Here is a 15361-nt window from a genome sequence, read left to right as displayed (position 1 = left end):
CGGCGCGGGCCGATAGGCTCTTGGTGTGGCGAGATCTGCAGGCGGTCCGGCGAGCTTCCGGCCGAGTCCGGGGTCGATCCCCGAGTCCCCCGGCGTCTACCGGTTCAGGGACCCCGACGACCGGGTGATCTACGTCGGCAAGGCCAAGAACCTCCGCCAGCGGCTGAACTCCTACTTCGCCGACTTCGCCGGGCTGCACCCGCGCACCCAGACCATGCTCACCACGGCCGCCGGTGTCGACTGGACGGTCGTCGGCACCGAGGTGGAGGCGCTCCAGCTCGAATACTCCTGGATCAAGGAGTACGACCCGCGGTTCAACGTCAAGTACCGCGACGACAAGTCCTACCCCTACCTCGCGGTCACCGTGGGGGAGGAGTTCCCCCGCGTGCAGGTCCTGCGGGGGGCCAAGCGCAAGGGCACCCGCTACTTCGGCCCCTACTCCCATGTCTGGGCGATCCGCGAGACGGTCGACCTGCTGCTGCGGGTGTTCCCGATGCGGAGCTGCTCGGCCGGGGTGTTCCGCCGGGCCGGGCAGGTCGGCCGGCCCTGCCTGCTGGGCTACATCGACAAGTGCTCGGCGCCCTGCGTGGGCCGGATCAGCCCCGAGGACCACCGGGCCCTGGCCGAGGACTTCTGCGACTTCATGGCGGGCAACACCGGCCGGTTCGTCAGGCGGCTGGAGCGCGAGATGGCCAGGGCCGCCGCCGAGCAGGAGTACGAGCGGGCCGCCCGGCTGCGCGACGACATCCAGGCCCTGCGGCGGGCCATGGAGAAGCAGGCCGTCGTGCTGGGCGACAACACCGACTGCGACGTGATCGCGCTGGCCGAGGACCCGCTGGAGGCGGCCGTCCAGGTCTTCTACGTCCGTGGCGGCCGTATCAGGGGCCAGCGCGGCTGGGTGGTGGACAAGGTCGAGGAGACCGGCCCCGGCGAGCTGGTCGAACGGTTCCTGCTGCAGATCTACGGCGACGCGGCCGCCGAGTCGGTCCCCCGCGAGGTGCTGGTGCCGGCCCCGCCGCCGGACGCCGACGCGATCGCCGAGCTGCTCGGCGAGCACCGCGGCGGCCGGGTGGAGATCCGCGTCCCGCAGCGCGGCGACAAGAAGGACCTGATGACGACCGTCGAGCGCAACGCGGCGGAGGCGCTCCGGCAGCACAAGCTCAAGCGGGCGAGCGACCTGACGTCGCGCAGCAGGGCGCTGCAGGAGGTCGCCGACGCACTCGGCCTCGACCAGGCGCCGCTGCGCATCGAGTGCTACGACGTCTCCCACATGCAGGGCACCGACGTGGTGGCCTCCATGGTGGTCTTCGAGGACGGCCTGGCCCGCAAGAGCGAGTACCGCAGGTTCTCCGTCCGCACCACCGGGGGAGACGTCGCCTCGATCCACGAGGTGATCTCGCGGCGGTTCAAGCGTTACCTGGAGGAGCGCTCGGCCACCGGGGAGCTCGACGTCGAGGCGGATGCCGGGCCGGGCCTGGAACCTCAGGCGGGTGCCAGGCCGGGCGTCGGCCCCGAAACAGGCGCCGGGGAGCCCGGTGCCGAGGCGGGCGCCGGGCCGGGCGGTGAACCCCAGGCGGGCGCCGAGCCGGGCATCGACCCCGAGACCGGCAGGCCGCGCAGGTTCGCCTACCCGCCCAACCTCGTCGTCGTGGACGGCGGCCCGGCCCAGGCCGCCGCGGCCCGGCGCGCGCTGGACGAGCTGGGCGTGGACGACGTGGCGGTCTGCGGCCTGGCCAAGCGGCTGGAGGAGGTCTGGCTCCCGGACGAGGAGCTGCCGGTGATCCTCCCCCGCACGAGCGAGGCCCTTTACCTGCTGCAGCGGGTGCGCGACGAGGCCCACCGCTTCGCCATCACCTACCATCGTTCCAAGCGGTCCAGGAGCGTCAGGGAAAGCGCCCTGGACGGGGTACCGGGGCTCGGGCCGGCCCGCAGGCAGGCCCTGATCAAGCACTTCGGATCGGTGAAGCGGCTTCGGGAGGCGACCGCCGCCCAGATCTGCGAGGTTCCCGGGATCGGCCCCGCCACGGCCGAGACGATCGTGTCGGCGTTGAAGGATGAGACATCATGAGCGAGGAACAGGCCCCGAACGACGAGCCGACCGCGGGCGTGGACCGCGGCGCGGGTGAGGCGCAGGGCACGGACGGCGGACGGCCGGATCAGCGCCGGGCGGCCGGCGGCCAGACCGCGTTCGTCATCGTCACCGGCATGTCCGGGGCGGGGCGGAGCACCGCGGCCAAGGCCCTGGAGGACCTGGGCTGGTTCGTCATCGACAACCTGCCGCCCGGGCTGCTGTTCGCCATGGCCGAGGAGGCCGGCCGGGTCAAGCTGGCCGCCGACAAGGTGGCGGCCGTGGTCGACGTGCGCAGCCTGGCCTTCACCACCGACCTCAACGCCGCGATCGGGGAGCTCGACGGGCGGGGCGTCGCCGTACGGGTGGTGTTCCTGGAGGCCAGCGACGAGGAACTGGTGCGCAGGTTCGAGAACGTCCGCCGCCCGCACCCCCTTCAGGGGGACGGCCGGCTGGTCGACGGGATCGCCCGCGAGCGGGGCATCCTGCGGGAGGTGCGGGCCAACGCCGACCTGGTCATCGACACCTCCAACCTCAACGTCCACGAGCTGCGCGGCAAGATCGTCGCCTTCTTCGGCGGCGATGACCGTCCGGGCCTGCGGGTCAACGTCGTCTCCTTCGGCTACAAGTACGGCCTGCCGGTCGACGCCGACCTGGTCGTCGACTGCCGGTTCCTGCCCAACCCGCACTGGGTGCCCGAGCTGCGCCCGATGAACGGCCTGGACCCCGCGGTGCGCGACTACGTCCTCGGCCAGCCGGGCGCCAAGGAACTGCTCGACGCCTACGAGGAGGTGGTCGGCATCATCGCGGCCGGCTACACCCGCGAGGGCAAGAGCTACGCCACGCTCGCGGTGGGCTGCACCGGCGGCAAGCACCGCAGCGTCGCCATGGCCGAGCAGATCGGAGCCCGGCTGCGTGACCGCGGCGGCCTGGACGTCCAGGTGAGCCACCGGGATGCGGGCCGGGAGTGACCGAGGATCTCAAGGTCGTCGCGCTGGGCGGCGGCCACGGGCTGTACGCCTCGCTGTCGGCGCTGCGCCGGGTCACCTCCCGGCTCACGGCCGTGGTCACGGTGGCCGACGACGGCGGGTCGAGTGGGCGGCTCCGCCGTGAGCTGGGGGTGCTGCCCCCGGGTGACCTGCGGATGGCGCTGGCCGCCCTGTGCGGCGACGACGAGTGGGGCCGCACCTGGAGCGAGGTCGTCCAGCACCGTTTCCGCAGCGAGGGCGAGCTGCACGGGCACGCCCTCGGGAACCTGCTGATCGTGGCGCTGTGGGAGCGGCTCGGTGACACGGTCGCCGGCCTCGACTGGGTCGGGCGGCTGCTCGGCGCGCACGGCCGGGTGCTGCCGATGTCGTCGGTGCCGCTCGACATCGTCGCGGAGGTCGAGCTGGACGGTGTGGTGAGCACCGTGCGCGGGCAGGTGGCCTGCGCCCTCACCCCCGGCAGGGTCCGGGCCGTCTCCCTGGTCCCGGCCGACCCCCCGGCCGGTCCCGAGGCGGTTCAGGCGGTCCTGGACGCCGACTGGGTGGTCTTCGGCCCCGGGTCGTGGTTCACCAGCGTGCTGCCCCACCTGAAGGTGCCCGAGCTGGCCGAGGCGCTGCACACCACCCGGGCGCGCCGCCTGGTCACGCTGAACCTCGCCCCGCAGCCCGGTGAGACCGACGGGTTCTCCCCCCAGAAGCACCTGGAGGTGCTCCGCCAGCACGCGCCTGCCCTGGAGATCGACGTGGTGCTCGCCGACGCGGGGGTGGCCGACGACCGCGAGGAGCTGGAGAAGGCCGCGGCCGGGCTCGGCGGGCGGCTGGTGCTGGCCGACGTCGCGTCCCCCGACGGCTCTCCGCGGCACGATGCGCAACGTCTTGCCTCCGTCCTGGACGAGATTTTCCGTGGGAAGCGTTGATCCTGGTCAGCGGTGCCCGTGAGTGCGAGAAACTTCTGTGTGCCCGGTTGTTCCGGGCTGCACGAGGTCTGATGGGGGAGGACGAACGATATGGCGGCGATGACAGGAGTGGTGAAGGACGAGCTGAGCCGGCTGCCGGTCCTGAAGCCGTGCTGCCGTAAGGCCGAGGTGTCGACGCTCCTTCGCTTCGCGAGCGGCCTGCACCTGGTCGGCGGACGGATCGTGATCGAGGCCGAGCTGGACACCAACGTCACGGCGCGGCGGCTCATCAAGGACATCGCCGAGGTGTTCGGGCATCGGGCCGAGGTGCTCGTCCTCGCCCCGGCGGGACTGCGCAAGGGCGCCCGCTACGTGGTGCGGGTGTACCGCGACGGTGAGGCGCTGGCCCGCCAGACCGGCTTGATCGACAACCACGGCCGCCCGGTCCGCGGCCTGCCCAGGCAGGTGGTGGCGGGGGCGACGTGCGACGCCGAGGCCGCCTGGCGCGGGGCGTTCCTGGCGCACGGCTCCCTCACCGAGCCGGGCCGTTCCATGTCGCTGGAGGTCACCTGCCCCGGGCCCGAGGCGGCGCTCGCGCTGGTCGGCTCCGCCCGCCGGTTGAAGATCCACGCCAAGGCGCGCGAGGTGCGCGGCGTCGACCGGGTGGTGGTCCGTGACGGCGACGCGATCAGCGCTCTGCTGACCCGGCTGGGCGCCCACGACAGCGTGCTGCTGTGGGAGGACCGGCGGATGCGCCGCGAGGTGCGGGCGACGGCCAACCGCCTGGCCAACTTCGACGACGCCAACCTGCGCCGCTCGGCCCGCGCCGCGGTCGCGGCCGGAGCCCGGGTCCAGCGGGCCCTGGAGATCCTCGGTGAGGAGGCCCCGGAGCACCTGGTGGTGGCCGGGCGGCTGCGGGTGGAGCACAAGCAGGCGTCCCTGGAGGAGCTGGGCCAGCTCGCCGACCCGCCGCTGACCAAGGACGCCATCGCCGGGCGCATCCGCCGCCTGCTCGCCATGGCCGACAAGCGCGCCCAGGACATCGGCGTCCCCAACACCGAGGCCAACCTCACCGTCGACATGCTGGCGCCGTGACGACGCGGGGTGCGGTGCGGGAGAGCCGCCGGGAGCGCCGCGGGGGAGCGCGGTGTGCCGGGGGTGCGCCGCGAATGTCGTGAGGGGCATCGCGGCAGGTCAACGGGCGCGCCGAACACACCCCACCCCACCAGTGGTCTAAACCAATTTGGGTCCTATAGGGTTCGTGTTGAGGTTTTCAGCCCGCCACACGCCGCCGGTCCCCGGGGCCGGCGCACCGACGTACGAGGAGATCGGTACCGTGAGCATCCGCGTAGGCGTCAACGGCTTTGGCCGCATCGGCCGCAACTTCTGGCGTGCGGTCGCTGCCAGCGGCAAGGACATCGAGATCGTTGCGGTCAACGACCTGACCGACAACGCCACGCTCGCCCATCTGCTCAAGTACGACAGCATCCTCGGCCGCCTGCCGTACGAGGTGAAGAGCACCGCCGACGAGATCATCGTGGACGGCAAGGCCATCAAGGCCTTCGCCGAGCGCGACCCGGCCAAGCTTCCCTGGGGCGACCTGGGTGTGGACGTCGTCGTCGAGTCCACCGGCCTGTTCACCGACGCCAACAAGGCCCGGGTGCACGCCGAGAACGGCGCCAAGAAGGTCATCATCTCGGCTCCGGCCAAGAACGAGGACGTCACGGTCGTGATGGGCGTCAACGACGACACCTACGACCCGGCCAGCCACACGATCATCTCCAACGCCTCCTGCACGACCAACTGCCTGGCCCCGATGGCCAAGGTCATCAACGACACCTTCGGTATCGAGAAGGGTCTGATGACCACCATCCACGCCTACACGCAGGACCAGAACCTGCAGGACGGCCCGCACAGCGACCTGCGCCGCGCCCGCGCCGCCGCCCTGAACGTCGTGCCGACCTCCACCGGCGCCGCCAAGGCCATCGGCCTGGTGCTGCCCGAGCTGAAGGGCAAGCTCGACGGTTACGCGCTGCGCGTGCCGGTGCCCACCGGCTCGGCCACCGACCTGACCGTCGAGGTCGGCCGCGAGACCACCGTCGAGGAGGTCAACGCCGCGCTCAAGGCCGCCGCCGACGGCCCGCTCAAGGGCTACCTGACCTACACCGAGGACCCGATCGTCTCCAGCGACATCGTCACCGACCCGTCGTCGTGCATCTTCGACGCGGGCCTGACCAAGGTGATCGGCAACCAGGTCAAGGTCGTCGGCTGGTACGACAACGAGTGGGGTTACTCCAACCGTCTCGTCGACCTCGTCGAGAAGGTCGGCCGAGACCTCTGATGAAGGACCTGTCCGCATTCGATGTGAAGGGTCGGCGCGTCCTGGTACGCGCCGACCTCAACGTCCCCCTGGACGGGGACGTCATCACCGACGACGGCCGCATCCGCGCCTCCGTCCCGACGATCCGGGAGCTCGCCGACAAGGGCGCCCGGGTGGTGGTCTGCGCCCACCTCGGCCGGCCCAAGGGCGAGCCGAACCCGAAGTACTCCCTGGCGCCGGTGGCCCGGCGCCTCGGTGAGCTGCTGGGGGCCGACGTCGCCTTCGCCTCCGACGTGGTGGGCGACTCGGCCCGGTCCGTCGTCGAGGGCCTCGGCGACGGCCAGGTGGCGCTGCTGGAGAACCTGCGGTTCGAGCGGGGCGAGGAGTCCAAGGACGACGCCGAGCGCGCCGCGTTCGCCGAGAGGCTCGCGGCCTTCGCCGACCTCTACGTCGGAGACGGCTTCGGCGCGGTGCACCGCAAGCACGCCAGCGTCTACGACGTGCCGAAGCTGCTGCCGCACGCGGCGGGCCGGCTCGTGCTCGCCGAGGTCGAGGTCCTGCGGAAGCTGACCGAGGAGCCGGCCCGGCCGTACGTCGTGATCCTCGGCGGCGCGAAGGTCTCCGACAAGCTCGGCGTGATCGGCAACCTCCTGACCAAGGTCGACCGGCTCCTCATCGGCGGCGGCATGGCCTACACCTTCCTGGCCGCCCAGGGCCGCGAGGTCGGGAAGTCGCTGCTCCAGGAGGACCAGCTCGACACCGTGCGCGGCTTCCTCGACGAGGCGGCCAAGCGCGGCGTGGAGCTCGTCCTGCCGGTCGACGTGCTGGCGGCCGTCGACTTCGCCGAGGACGCCGAGTACGAGGTGGTCGACGCCACCGCGATCCCGGCCGATCGCCAGGGCCTCGACATCGGCCCGCGCACCCGCGAGCTGTTCGCGGGCAAGCTGGCCGACGCCCGGACGGTGTTCTGGAACGGCCCGATGGGCGTCTTCGAGTTCGAGGCGTTCTCCGGGGGAACCCGCGCGGTCGCCGAGGCGTTGGTCGCCTCGGAGGCGTTCACCGTCGTCGGTGGCGGGGACTCGGCCGCGGCCGTGCGCACGCTCGGGCTGCCCGAGGACGGGTTCTCGCACATCTCCACCGGTGGCGGGGCCAGCCTCGAATACCTTGAGGGCAAGACCCTGCCCGGGCTCGTCGCCCTGGACAGCGGGGAGTGAACCGACTCGGTGAGCGGGCGCGCCGTCCCGGCGCGCCCGCTTCCGACGCCAGAAACGTGAGTAGCGCTCCGCGAAGCGGACGAGGAACGGCGGGTGACAGATGAGCACGGCACGCAAGCCCCTCATCGCCGGCAACTGGAAGATGAACCTCAACCACCTGGAGGCCATCGCTCACACCCAGAAGCTGGCGTTCGCGCTGAACGACAAGGACCTCGACCGGGTCGAGGTGGCGGTCCTGCCGCCGTTCACCGACCTGCGCAGCGTGCAGACCCTGGTGGACGGCGACAAGCTGCGCCTGGTGTACGGCGCGCAGGACCTGTCCGAGCACGACGGCGGCGCGTACACCGGGGAGATCTCCGGGGCGATGCTCGCCAAGCTCGGCTGCACCTTCGTGGTGATCGGGCACTCGGAGCGGCGGCAGTACCACCGCGAGGACGACGACGTGGTCAACGCCAAGGTCCACGCGGCCTACCGGCACTCGCTCACGCCGATCCTGTGCGTGGGGGAGAACCTCGAGGTCCGCCGGGCCGGCGGCCAGGTGGCCCACAGCGTCGCCCAGCTCGACGGGGCGCTGCGCAAGGTCACCGCCGAGCAGGCCGCGTCGATCGTGCTGGCATATGAGCCGGTGTGGGCGATCGGCACCGGCGAGGTGGCCACCCCGGAGGACGCCCAGGAGGTCTGCGGGGCGCTGCGCTCCCGACTCGCCGAGCTGTATGACGCCGATGTGGCCGCCGCCGTCCGTATCCTTTACGGAGGGTCGGTCAAGGCCGACAACATCCTCGGCATCATGGCGCAGCCCGACGTGGACGGCGCCCTGGTCGGCGGCGCCAGCCTCGATCAGGTGGAGTTCGTGAAAATCTGCCGTTTTGGTGAAATGTCAGGCTGACCGAGACGTTCGGGGGGTACGACTTGACATGAGGTCGTACCCTCTTAGAGCAAGTTTGAATCGTCACGCCTCAGGCGTCACACAAGGGTCGTGCCCGGACGCGGGCCGCGCGTAAATAGGGAACAGGTCAACGGTGACAATCGGAATCTCCATCGCCCTCATTCTGGCGAGCTTGCTGATGATCCTGCTCGTCCTGCTTCACAAGGGCAAGGGCGGGGGTCTGTCGGATCTGTTCGGTGGCGGTTTCTCGTCATCGTTCGGAGGGTCCTCCGTGGTCGAGCGCAACCTTGACCGGCTCACCATCATCACCGGTGTGGTCTGGTTCGTCTGCATCATCGCGCTGGGCCTTCTTCTCAAGCCCTGACCGGGGCTTTCAGACGCCCTGGCTTTCGCCAAGCGTGACAGTGGTTCAGCCCCCCGCGCCCACCCGGAGCGGCGGGGGGCCATCGAGCGAGGAGTTCATCCGTGGGTAGTGGCAACGCGATCCGTGGCAGCCGTGTCGGAGCCGGCCCGATGGGAGAGGCGGAGCGCGGCGAGGCGGCTCCCCGTGTGAGGGTCCCGTTCTGGTGCGCGAACATGCATGAGACGCGCCCCAGCTTCGCCAGCGACGCCCCCATACCGGAGTTCTGGGACTGCCCGCGGTGCGGCCTCCCGGCCGGTCAGGACGAGAGCAACCCGCCCGCGCCGCCGCGCAACGAGCCGTACAAGACGCACCTCGCGTACGTCAAGGAGCGCCGCAGCGACAAGGACGGCGCCCAGATCCTGGCCGAGGCCCTGGAGCGGCTGCGTTCCTCCTCCCGCCCGATGTACTGATCCGCTGATCCGGCGGATGTGAGGGGCCCCCGTGGAGAGCTTCCGCGGGGGCCCTCCGCGTCTCCCATGACCAGGGGACGCCGGGCGGCGGGTGAGGCGTCCCGGCCCCGCCGTACGGATGCCGGGGTTCAGGTCCCGGCCACGCCGCGGCGGTAGGCGTAGCCGACGGCCTGGGCGCGGTCGCGCGCCCCGATCTTGGCGAAGAGGTTGTTGACGTGCGTCTTCACCGTGGCCTCGCTGATGAACAGGGCCGCGGCGATCTCCGCGTTGGAGCGGCCCTCGGCGATGAGCCGCAGGACCTCACCCTCCCGCCTGGTCAGCCCGTCGGGCAGGGCGTCGCGCTCCCGGGCGGGACCCGTCCGCCCGGCGCGCTCCCGGCCGGGATCCGGCACGGCGGCGCGGTCCCGTACGGGGTCCGGCCGGGAGACGCGGTTCCGTACGGGGTCCGGCACGGCGGCACGGTTTCGTACGGGGTCCGGCACGGCGGCGTGGTCCCGGGAAGTGTCCGGCCGGGCGTCCTCCAGGTCTCTCCGGGCCGGACCGGTCGGCGGAGCCGGGGGCATGGCGTCCAGGAGGCGGCGCTGGACGGCCGGGTCGAGCTGGGCGTCGCCCCGCGTCACTGCGGCGACGGCCCGGGAGATCTCCTCGGCGTCGGCGCTCTTGGTGAGGAAGCCCCGGGCCCCGGCCCGCAGCGCGGCGAACACCGACTCGTCGTCGGAGTAGGTGGTCAGCACGACGACCTGGACGTCCGGATACGCGGCGCGGATCCGCCCGGTGGCCTCGACGCCGTCCATCCGGGGCATCCGCAGGTCCATCAGGACCACGTCCGGCCGTGTCTCCCGGACCAGCCGCAGGGCGGCTTCGCCGTCGCCCGCGGAACCGGCCACCTCGATGCCGGGCAGCAGGCCCAGCAGCAGCGTCAGCCCCTCACGCACGACCGTCTGGTCGTCGACCACCAGCACCCGGACGGGCGCGCCGCCCGTCTCCCTCCCGGCCTCGGTCATCCTGCGGTCTCCTCCGGTGGCTCGACGGGCCGGCGCGCGGCGGGGATCAGGCCCGGAGGGCGCCCCGCCGCCGGAGATCCCCCAACGGGCCGCTCCGTCATGGGAGACGGCCCGGCCGACCGTTCCGCCGCACGGATCCGCCCGGACCGTCGTTCGGCGGGGGACCGGCCGGAGGGTCGTTCCGCCGCGGGGAGCCTCAGCCGCACCCGGAAACCCCCGTCCGTCTCCCCGGCCTCCAGCGCCCCACCGAGCAGCTCGGCCCGCTCCGCCATCCCGACGAGACCGTACCCCCCTCCCGGTGTGCCCGGCCCGCTCCCCGAAGGGTTGGTCACCTCCAGCTCGCAGACCTCGCCGGCGAAGGCCAGCCGTACGGTGGCCGGCGCCCCGGGAGCGTGCCGGCCGACGTTGGTGAGGGCCTCCTGGGCGGTGCGGACCACCGCCAGCTCGGTCTCGGGCGCCAGCCGCCGTTCGGGGCCGGTCACCGTCAGCGGGCACGCCTGCCCGGTCGTGGCCCGGAACTCCTCGGTCAGGGCTTCGATCGCCGCCGGCAGTGGCGGGCTGTCCTCCCGCAGCGCCGACACGGCCCTGCGGGCCTCCTCCAGTCCCGACCTGGCGAGCTGCCCGGCGTGCTCCACCCGTTCCAGTGCTTCGGTGTGCCGCTCGGCCCGCAACAGCAGGCGCGCGCCCTCCAGGTGCACGATCTGCGCGGACAGGGAGTGGGCCAGCACGTCGTGGATCTCCCTGGCGATCCGCGCCCGCTCGGCGAGCACCGCCTCGCGTGCCTCGGCGGCCCGGGTCGCCCTGCGCTGCCGGACCGCGTAGGCGATGAGGAGGATCACGCAGACGTTGACGGCCAGGGGCAGCTCCTGTTCCCAGGAACGGCCGGCCAGCCCGGCCAGCAGCAGGCCGGTCAGCGCGAGCAGCCCCACCGGCACGGCCCGGTGCGGCGGATGGCGGAAGGCCGCCGCCCCGACGGTGAAGAGCAGGGCCGCGACGGCCAGGCCGCCGTCGGGAGAGAGAACGAGGAGGCCGATCGAGGCGATCACGGCGGTGCCGAGCCTGACCGGGATCCCGAGGACCGTGACCGGGGGCTTCTCCCGGCGGGCCGAGCCCGGCGGGGGAGCGGCGGCCAGGCATCCGGCGACGGCCAGCGCCAGTGCCGCGACCGTGAGGCGGTGGCCGGGGGCGGCGGTCTGGTCCCGGACCACCTGGACGACGGCGAACGCGGCGAACGTCGCGACCACCGCGACCCGCAGCAGGACCGCGGCCTGCCACCGGATTCCGGGCATGTCCCGAAGATACCCGTGGGCTCGGCCTCCCTCCGTACCGGGCCGTTTCCGGCGTTCCGCCGCGCGGGGCCTCCGGGCGCCGGACGGCGTCCGGCGGTGCGGGCCGTACGGCGACGCCCCAGCGGTGGGCGGCGGCATACGGAGCCCGGTACGGAGCGCCGTACGGTGCGGGGAGCGGTCACGCGTGCGCCGGGGCGGTGAGGTGCGGGGGCAGGGCGCGGGCTCGGCGGGCGACGAGGAGGGACTGGACGCCGATGGTCACGCCCATGAAGAACAGGATGGCCGTGGGCGCCGACGCGAGCCCGAGGGCGTGGCCGGCGCCGAGCAGCGCGACGCGCGCGACGGCGGAGGCCAGCCAGCCCAGCAGGGTCCATCGGGTGCCCTTGGACCAGGGCGTCCCCTTCCCGTCCCGCCAGACCCGGACGGTCGAGGCGCGCAGGACACCGAAGGCCACCGCGCAGGCGACATCCACGGCCAGCAGGAGCAGGCTGAGCGGCAGACGACGAGGGTCCACGAGCCCGCCGGAGGCGGCGCCGGCCACCATCATGAACAGGGCGAGCCAGAGGAGGCCGGTCCGGGTGGCGACCCGGGTCATCATCTGCCGGTAGAGCACGAAGGCGATGACGAGGACGATGACGGCCGCCGTGCTCAGCGGGTTCGTCGGAGTGAGCGAGTTCACGGGGAAGACGGTAGGGAAACGCGCGCCGGGGCGGATCGGCGCCGGGGTGGAGAGATTCGATCTCCACCCGTGGGTGGAGTGTCGGCGGATCGCCGTCCGCGATTCCCGCACCGGGCGGTGATCCGCGTCCCCGCGCCGGGGCGGCGGTCTGCGCCCTCGCATCGGGGCGATGGTCCGTGTCCCCGTACCGGGCTGCCGGGCTGAATGGCCCGTGCGACGCGGTTCGGGCCATACGGCGAAAAAATTTCGCGGCACGCATCTTTTCGTAATCCGCAAGTATGTGTACGGTGGTCCCATGGACACCGGGAAACCCGAGCGGCCGGGACTTCGGGAGCGCAAGAAACAGGAGACCCGTGCCGCGCTGAGCTGGGCGGCCATCCGCCTGGTCGTGGAGCGCGGGCTGGACGCCGTCCGGGTGGAGGACATCGCCGCCGAGGTCGGGGTGTCCCCCCGCACCTTCAACAACTATTTCTCCAGCAAGGGTGAGGCGATCGCCGCCCGCCACCTCGACCGCGCACGCCGGATCGCGGAGGAACTGCGCGCCCGGCCGGAGTCCGAGCCGCTGTGGGAGGCGATCCTCAACGCGGTACAGACCCAGTTCTCGCCCGCCGACATGCCCGCCGACATGTCCGGCGGCGCGGCCGGTGGCACGCGCGTCGACGCGTCCGGTGACATGTCCGGCGGCGCGGGCGACGAGGTGACCGGCGGCAGACGGGCACCCGACCGGCGGTGGATCGCCGGAGTCCAGCTGATGATCAGCGAACCCTCGCTGCAGGGCGAGATGTTCAAGGCGAACGCGGCCGCCGAGGCGGAGCTGGCCGCGGCGATCGCCGAGCGCACCGGCACCGACGCCGTCCGCGACCTGTACCCGCGGCTGGTGTCCGGCGCGGTCGGCGCGGCCGTCGGCCTGGTCATGGAGCGCTGGCTGCGGGCCGACCCGCCCGTTCCGTTCGGGCCGATACTCCGCGACGCGCTCGGCCAGCTCGCCGCGGGGCTGCCGGTTCCCGGTCGAGGGGAAACCGCCGGCCCCCGGGCCTGAGAGCGGTTCATCCGCCTTCCGGTCCCGCCGAACTTCCGGCTCTCCCGGATCCGCCGGCTCTGATCGATGCCGTCCCAGAGAGTCCGGGCCGGGAGGTCCGGTCTCCGGGGTCCGGTCCGGAATGCCTGGTTTCCGGGGTCCGGCCGGGGATGCTCGTCCCACCGGATCCGGGTCTCCGCCGGATCCCCACCCCGCCGAACCCCGTACCCGTGTGCCTCCGTCGGCCGTCGCCCGGGTGGTCCGTCACGGCCGCCTGCTGTCACCGTACGTGAAAATACCGTGACGAATTGTGTCGCCATGTTCCGCCCCCTCTTCATCGGGCTCCGAACCTCCGGGGCCTGAGTCCCCATCCATCCCACCGAGGAGGAACCGCCATGTCCGCAGACGTGGTCATCGCCGGAGCCGGCCCCAACGGGCTGATGCTCGCCTGCGAGCTGAGCCTGGCCGGAGTGCGGCCGATCGTGCTGGAGCGGCTGCCCGCACGCACCACCGAGAACCGCGCCAACGGCCTGGTCGGCCAGGTGGTGCGGATGCTCGACCGCCGGGGCCTGTACGGGCGGCTCGGCGGTGGCGCCGAGCCGCCCCGGCCGGTGCCGGGGTTCGTGTTCGGCGCGCTGCCGCTCGACCTGAGCACGCTGGACGACAACCCGCTCTACATGCTGGGGACGCCGCAGCAGCGCGTCGAGCAGGTCCTGGAGGAGCGTGCCGCCGAGCTGGGCGTCGAGATCCGCCGGGGGCACGAGCTCACCGGCCTGTCGCAGGACGCCGAGGAGGTCGTCGCCGACGTCACCGGTCCGGACGGCCCCTACCGGCTGAGGGCCCGCTATCTCGTCGGGGCCGACGGCGGGCGCAGCGTGACGCGGAAACTGGCGGGGATCGGCTTCCCCGGCGTGACGCGGGACTCCACGGTCTCCCGCACCGCGTCCGTCACCGTGCCGCCGGAACTGGTGGACCCGGCCACCGGCGGGCTGAACGTGCCCGGCTACGGACTCGTCCCGCCGTTCATGCACCACCGCACCGAACACGGGTTGTTCGTCTTCGCGCCCTTCCCCGGCCGCCCGGCCCTGGTGAGCACCATGGAATGGGAGCCCGCCGCGGCCGGGGGCGACGGTCAGCCGCCGCTGACCCTGGAGGAGCTGGGCGAGAGCGTCCGCCGCGTTCTCGGGGCCGATCTCCCCCTCGGCCCGTCCACGGGGTCCGGTCCGCACGTGATGCGCCGCCTGGCCGGTGGAAACACCCGGCTGGCCGACCGGTTCCGGGACGGCCGGGTGCTGCTGGCCGGTGACGCGGCCCATGTGCACTCGGCGATCGGTGGTCCCGGTCTCAACCTGGGCCTGCAGGATGTGGTCAACCTCGGCTGGAAGCTCGCCGCCGAGATCCACGGCTGGGCCCCGTCCGGCCTGCTGGACAGCTACGAGGCCGAACGGCGACCCGCGGCGGAGCGGGTCGTCATGCACAGCCAGGCGCAGTCCGCTCTCATCGCCCCGGGAGCGGAGGTCACCGCGCTGCGGCGGCTGTTCACCGAGTTGCTGGGCGACCGGAACGTCGTCCGGCACATCGCCGCCACCATGGCCGGATCGGACATCCGCTACGACATGGGCGCGGGCGACGGGGACGACGAGGGCGCGATCGGCGGGGGCGACGCCCATCCCCTGGTGGGCCGGTGGGCGCCCGACCTGTCGCTCGACACCGACACCGGCACCGGTCCGGTACGGCTCGCCGAGCTGACCGCGGACGCCCGGCCGCTGCTGCTCGACCTGACCGGGGACGCGTCCCTCTCCGGGGAACCGGCCGGATGGGACGACCGGGTCAAGGTGGTCGCCGCGCGCCTGCTGGGCCCGAGCGCCCCCGGTGCGCAGGGCGGTTCGGGTGCTCCGGACGGCTCGGGCGGCTCGAACGGCTCGAACGGGGAGGGCGGGACCGGTGAGATCACGGCCCTGCTGCTGCGGCCCGACTGCTACGTCGCCTGGGCCTCGTCCTCGCCCCGTCCGGACTCCGGTGAGCGCGAGGACCTCCGCGCCGCCCTGACCCGGTGGTTCGGGGCGCCGGCGACCGTACCCGCCTGAACCGTCGTGCCCGCCGTACGGCGGGCTCCCGCAGGGGACGCCCGCGGTGCGGCGGGCTTCCGCAGGGGGCGCCCGCCGTATGACGTGTCCGGTCCGCCGGG

14 protein-coding genes are annotated in these 15361 nt (G+C 72.9%); 11 read left to right on the top strand and 3 right to left on the bottom strand.

Features of this window, described 5'->3' with window-relative positions; genetic code table 11:
* Nucleotides 1–25: 25 nt before the first annotated feature.
* The 9 genes from uvrC to ACFYSC_RS30040 all read left to right on the top strand — a co-directional run bounded on the left by uvrC (nucleotide 26) and on the right by ACFYSC_RS30040 (nucleotide 9183).
* Nucleotides 26–2068, top strand: coding sequence for an excinuclease ABC subunit UvrC (uvrC, locus tag ACFYSC_RS30080; RefSeq protein ID WP_389968371.1), 2043 nt, complete (start codon nucleotides 26–28; stop codon nucleotides 2066–2068).
* Complete coding sequence (rapZ, locus tag ACFYSC_RS30075; protein WP_362944192.1) at nucleotides 2065–3039, top strand: RNase adapter RapZ; 975 nt, start codon at nucleotides 2065–2067, stop codon at nucleotides 3037–3039. Before uvrC ends, rapZ begins: the two co-directional genes overlap by 4 nt.
* Nucleotides 3036–3971 carry a uridine diphosphate-N-acetylglucosamine-binding protein YvcK gene (gene yvcK, locus ACFYSC_RS30070; protein WP_362944190.1) on the top strand — a complete coding sequence of 312 codons (936 nt, stop codon included), beginning with the start codon at nucleotides 3036–3038 and terminating at the stop codon, nucleotides 3969–3971. The genes rapZ and yvcK overlap by 4 nt, the downstream gene beginning before the upstream one ends.
* A gap of 90 nt (nucleotides 3972–4061) precedes the next feature.
* A complete protein-coding gene (gene whiA, locus ACFYSC_RS30065; protein ID WP_389968368.1) occupies nucleotides 4062–5045 on the top strand; it encodes a DNA-binding protein WhiA in 984 nt (327 codons plus the stop codon).
* 241 nt (nucleotides 5046–5286) lie between these two features.
* Nucleotides 5287–6291: a type I glyceraldehyde-3-phosphate dehydrogenase gene (gap, locus tag ACFYSC_RS30060; RefSeq protein ID WP_362944188.1), complete on the top strand. Its 1005-nt coding sequence runs from the start codon at nucleotides 5287–5289 to the stop codon at nucleotides 6289–6291.
* On the top strand, nucleotides 6291–7484 hold the full coding sequence (locus ACFYSC_RS30055) for a phosphoglycerate kinase (protein WP_389968366.1): 1194 nt from the start codon (nucleotides 6291–6293) through the stop codon (nucleotides 7482–7484). Before gap ends, ACFYSC_RS30055 begins: the two co-directional genes overlap by 1 nt.
* A gap of 100 nt (nucleotides 7485–7584) precedes the next feature.
* A complete protein-coding gene (gene tpiA, locus ACFYSC_RS30050) occupies nucleotides 7585–8370 on the top strand; it encodes a triose-phosphate isomerase (protein WP_389968364.1) in 786 nt (261 codons plus the stop codon).
* Between the two features lie 133 nt (nucleotides 8371–8503).
* Nucleotides 8504–8734 carry a preprotein translocase subunit SecG gene (secG, locus tag ACFYSC_RS30045; RefSeq protein ID WP_179827931.1) on the top strand — a complete coding sequence of 77 codons (231 nt, stop codon included), beginning with the start codon at nucleotides 8504–8506 and terminating at the stop codon, nucleotides 8732–8734.
* Nucleotides 8735–8835: 101 nt separating this feature from the next.
* The gene (locus tag ACFYSC_RS30040) at nucleotides 8836–9183 is read left to right on the top strand and encodes an RNA polymerase-binding protein RbpA (protein ID WP_179827933.1); all 348 of its coding nucleotides are present in this window, start codon (nucleotides 8836–8838) and stop codon (nucleotides 9181–9183) included.
* 128 nt (nucleotides 9184–9311) lie between these two features.
* Here the strand turns inward: ACFYSC_RS30040 and ACFYSC_RS30035 are convergent, their stop codons facing one another.
* From ACFYSC_RS30035 to ACFYSC_RS30025, 3 genes are all read right to left on the bottom strand, one after another.
* Nucleotides 9312–10187: a response regulator gene (locus tag ACFYSC_RS30035; RefSeq protein ID WP_389968361.1), complete on the bottom strand. Its 876-nt coding sequence runs from the start codon at nucleotides 10185–10187 to the stop codon at nucleotides 9312–9314.
* Nucleotides 10184–11476 carry a sensor histidine kinase gene (locus tag ACFYSC_RS30030; RefSeq protein WP_389968359.1) on the bottom strand — a complete coding sequence of 431 codons (1293 nt, stop codon included), beginning with the start codon at nucleotides 11474–11476 and terminating at the stop codon, nucleotides 10184–10186. Before ACFYSC_RS30030 ends, ACFYSC_RS30035 begins: the two co-directional genes overlap by 4 nt.
* Before the next feature lie 178 nt (nucleotides 11477–11654).
* Nucleotides 11655–12155, bottom strand: coding sequence for a hypothetical protein (locus ACFYSC_RS30025; protein WP_389968357.1), 501 nt, complete (start codon nucleotides 12153–12155; stop codon nucleotides 11655–11657).
* A gap of 295 nt (nucleotides 12156–12450) precedes the next feature.
* Here ACFYSC_RS30025 and ACFYSC_RS30020 point away from each other — a divergent pair, with 295 nt between their 5' ends.
* Together ACFYSC_RS30020 and ACFYSC_RS30015 are read left to right on the top strand one after the other, a co-directional pair.
* Nucleotides 12451–13194: a TetR family transcriptional regulator gene (locus tag ACFYSC_RS30020; RefSeq protein ID WP_389968355.1), complete on the top strand. Its 744-nt coding sequence runs from the start codon at nucleotides 12451–12453 to the stop codon at nucleotides 13192–13194.
* A 374-nt stretch (nucleotides 13195–13568) separates the two neighbouring features.
* Nucleotides 13569–15260 carry an FAD-dependent monooxygenase gene (locus ACFYSC_RS30015; RefSeq protein WP_389968353.1) on the top strand — a complete coding sequence of 564 codons (1692 nt, stop codon included), beginning with the start codon at nucleotides 13569–13571 and terminating at the stop codon, nucleotides 15258–15260.
* The last annotated feature ends 101 nt before the right edge of the window (nucleotides 15261–15361 follow it).

This window comes from Streptosporangium sp. NPDC004379 (genome assembly GCF_042873875.1).
GTDB lineage: Bacteria > Actinomycetota > Actinomycetes > Streptosporangiales > Streptosporangiaceae > Streptosporangium.
The sequence above is the reverse complement of the archived record's forward strand: the minus strand, read 5'-3'. Positions and strand labels throughout refer to the sequence as shown.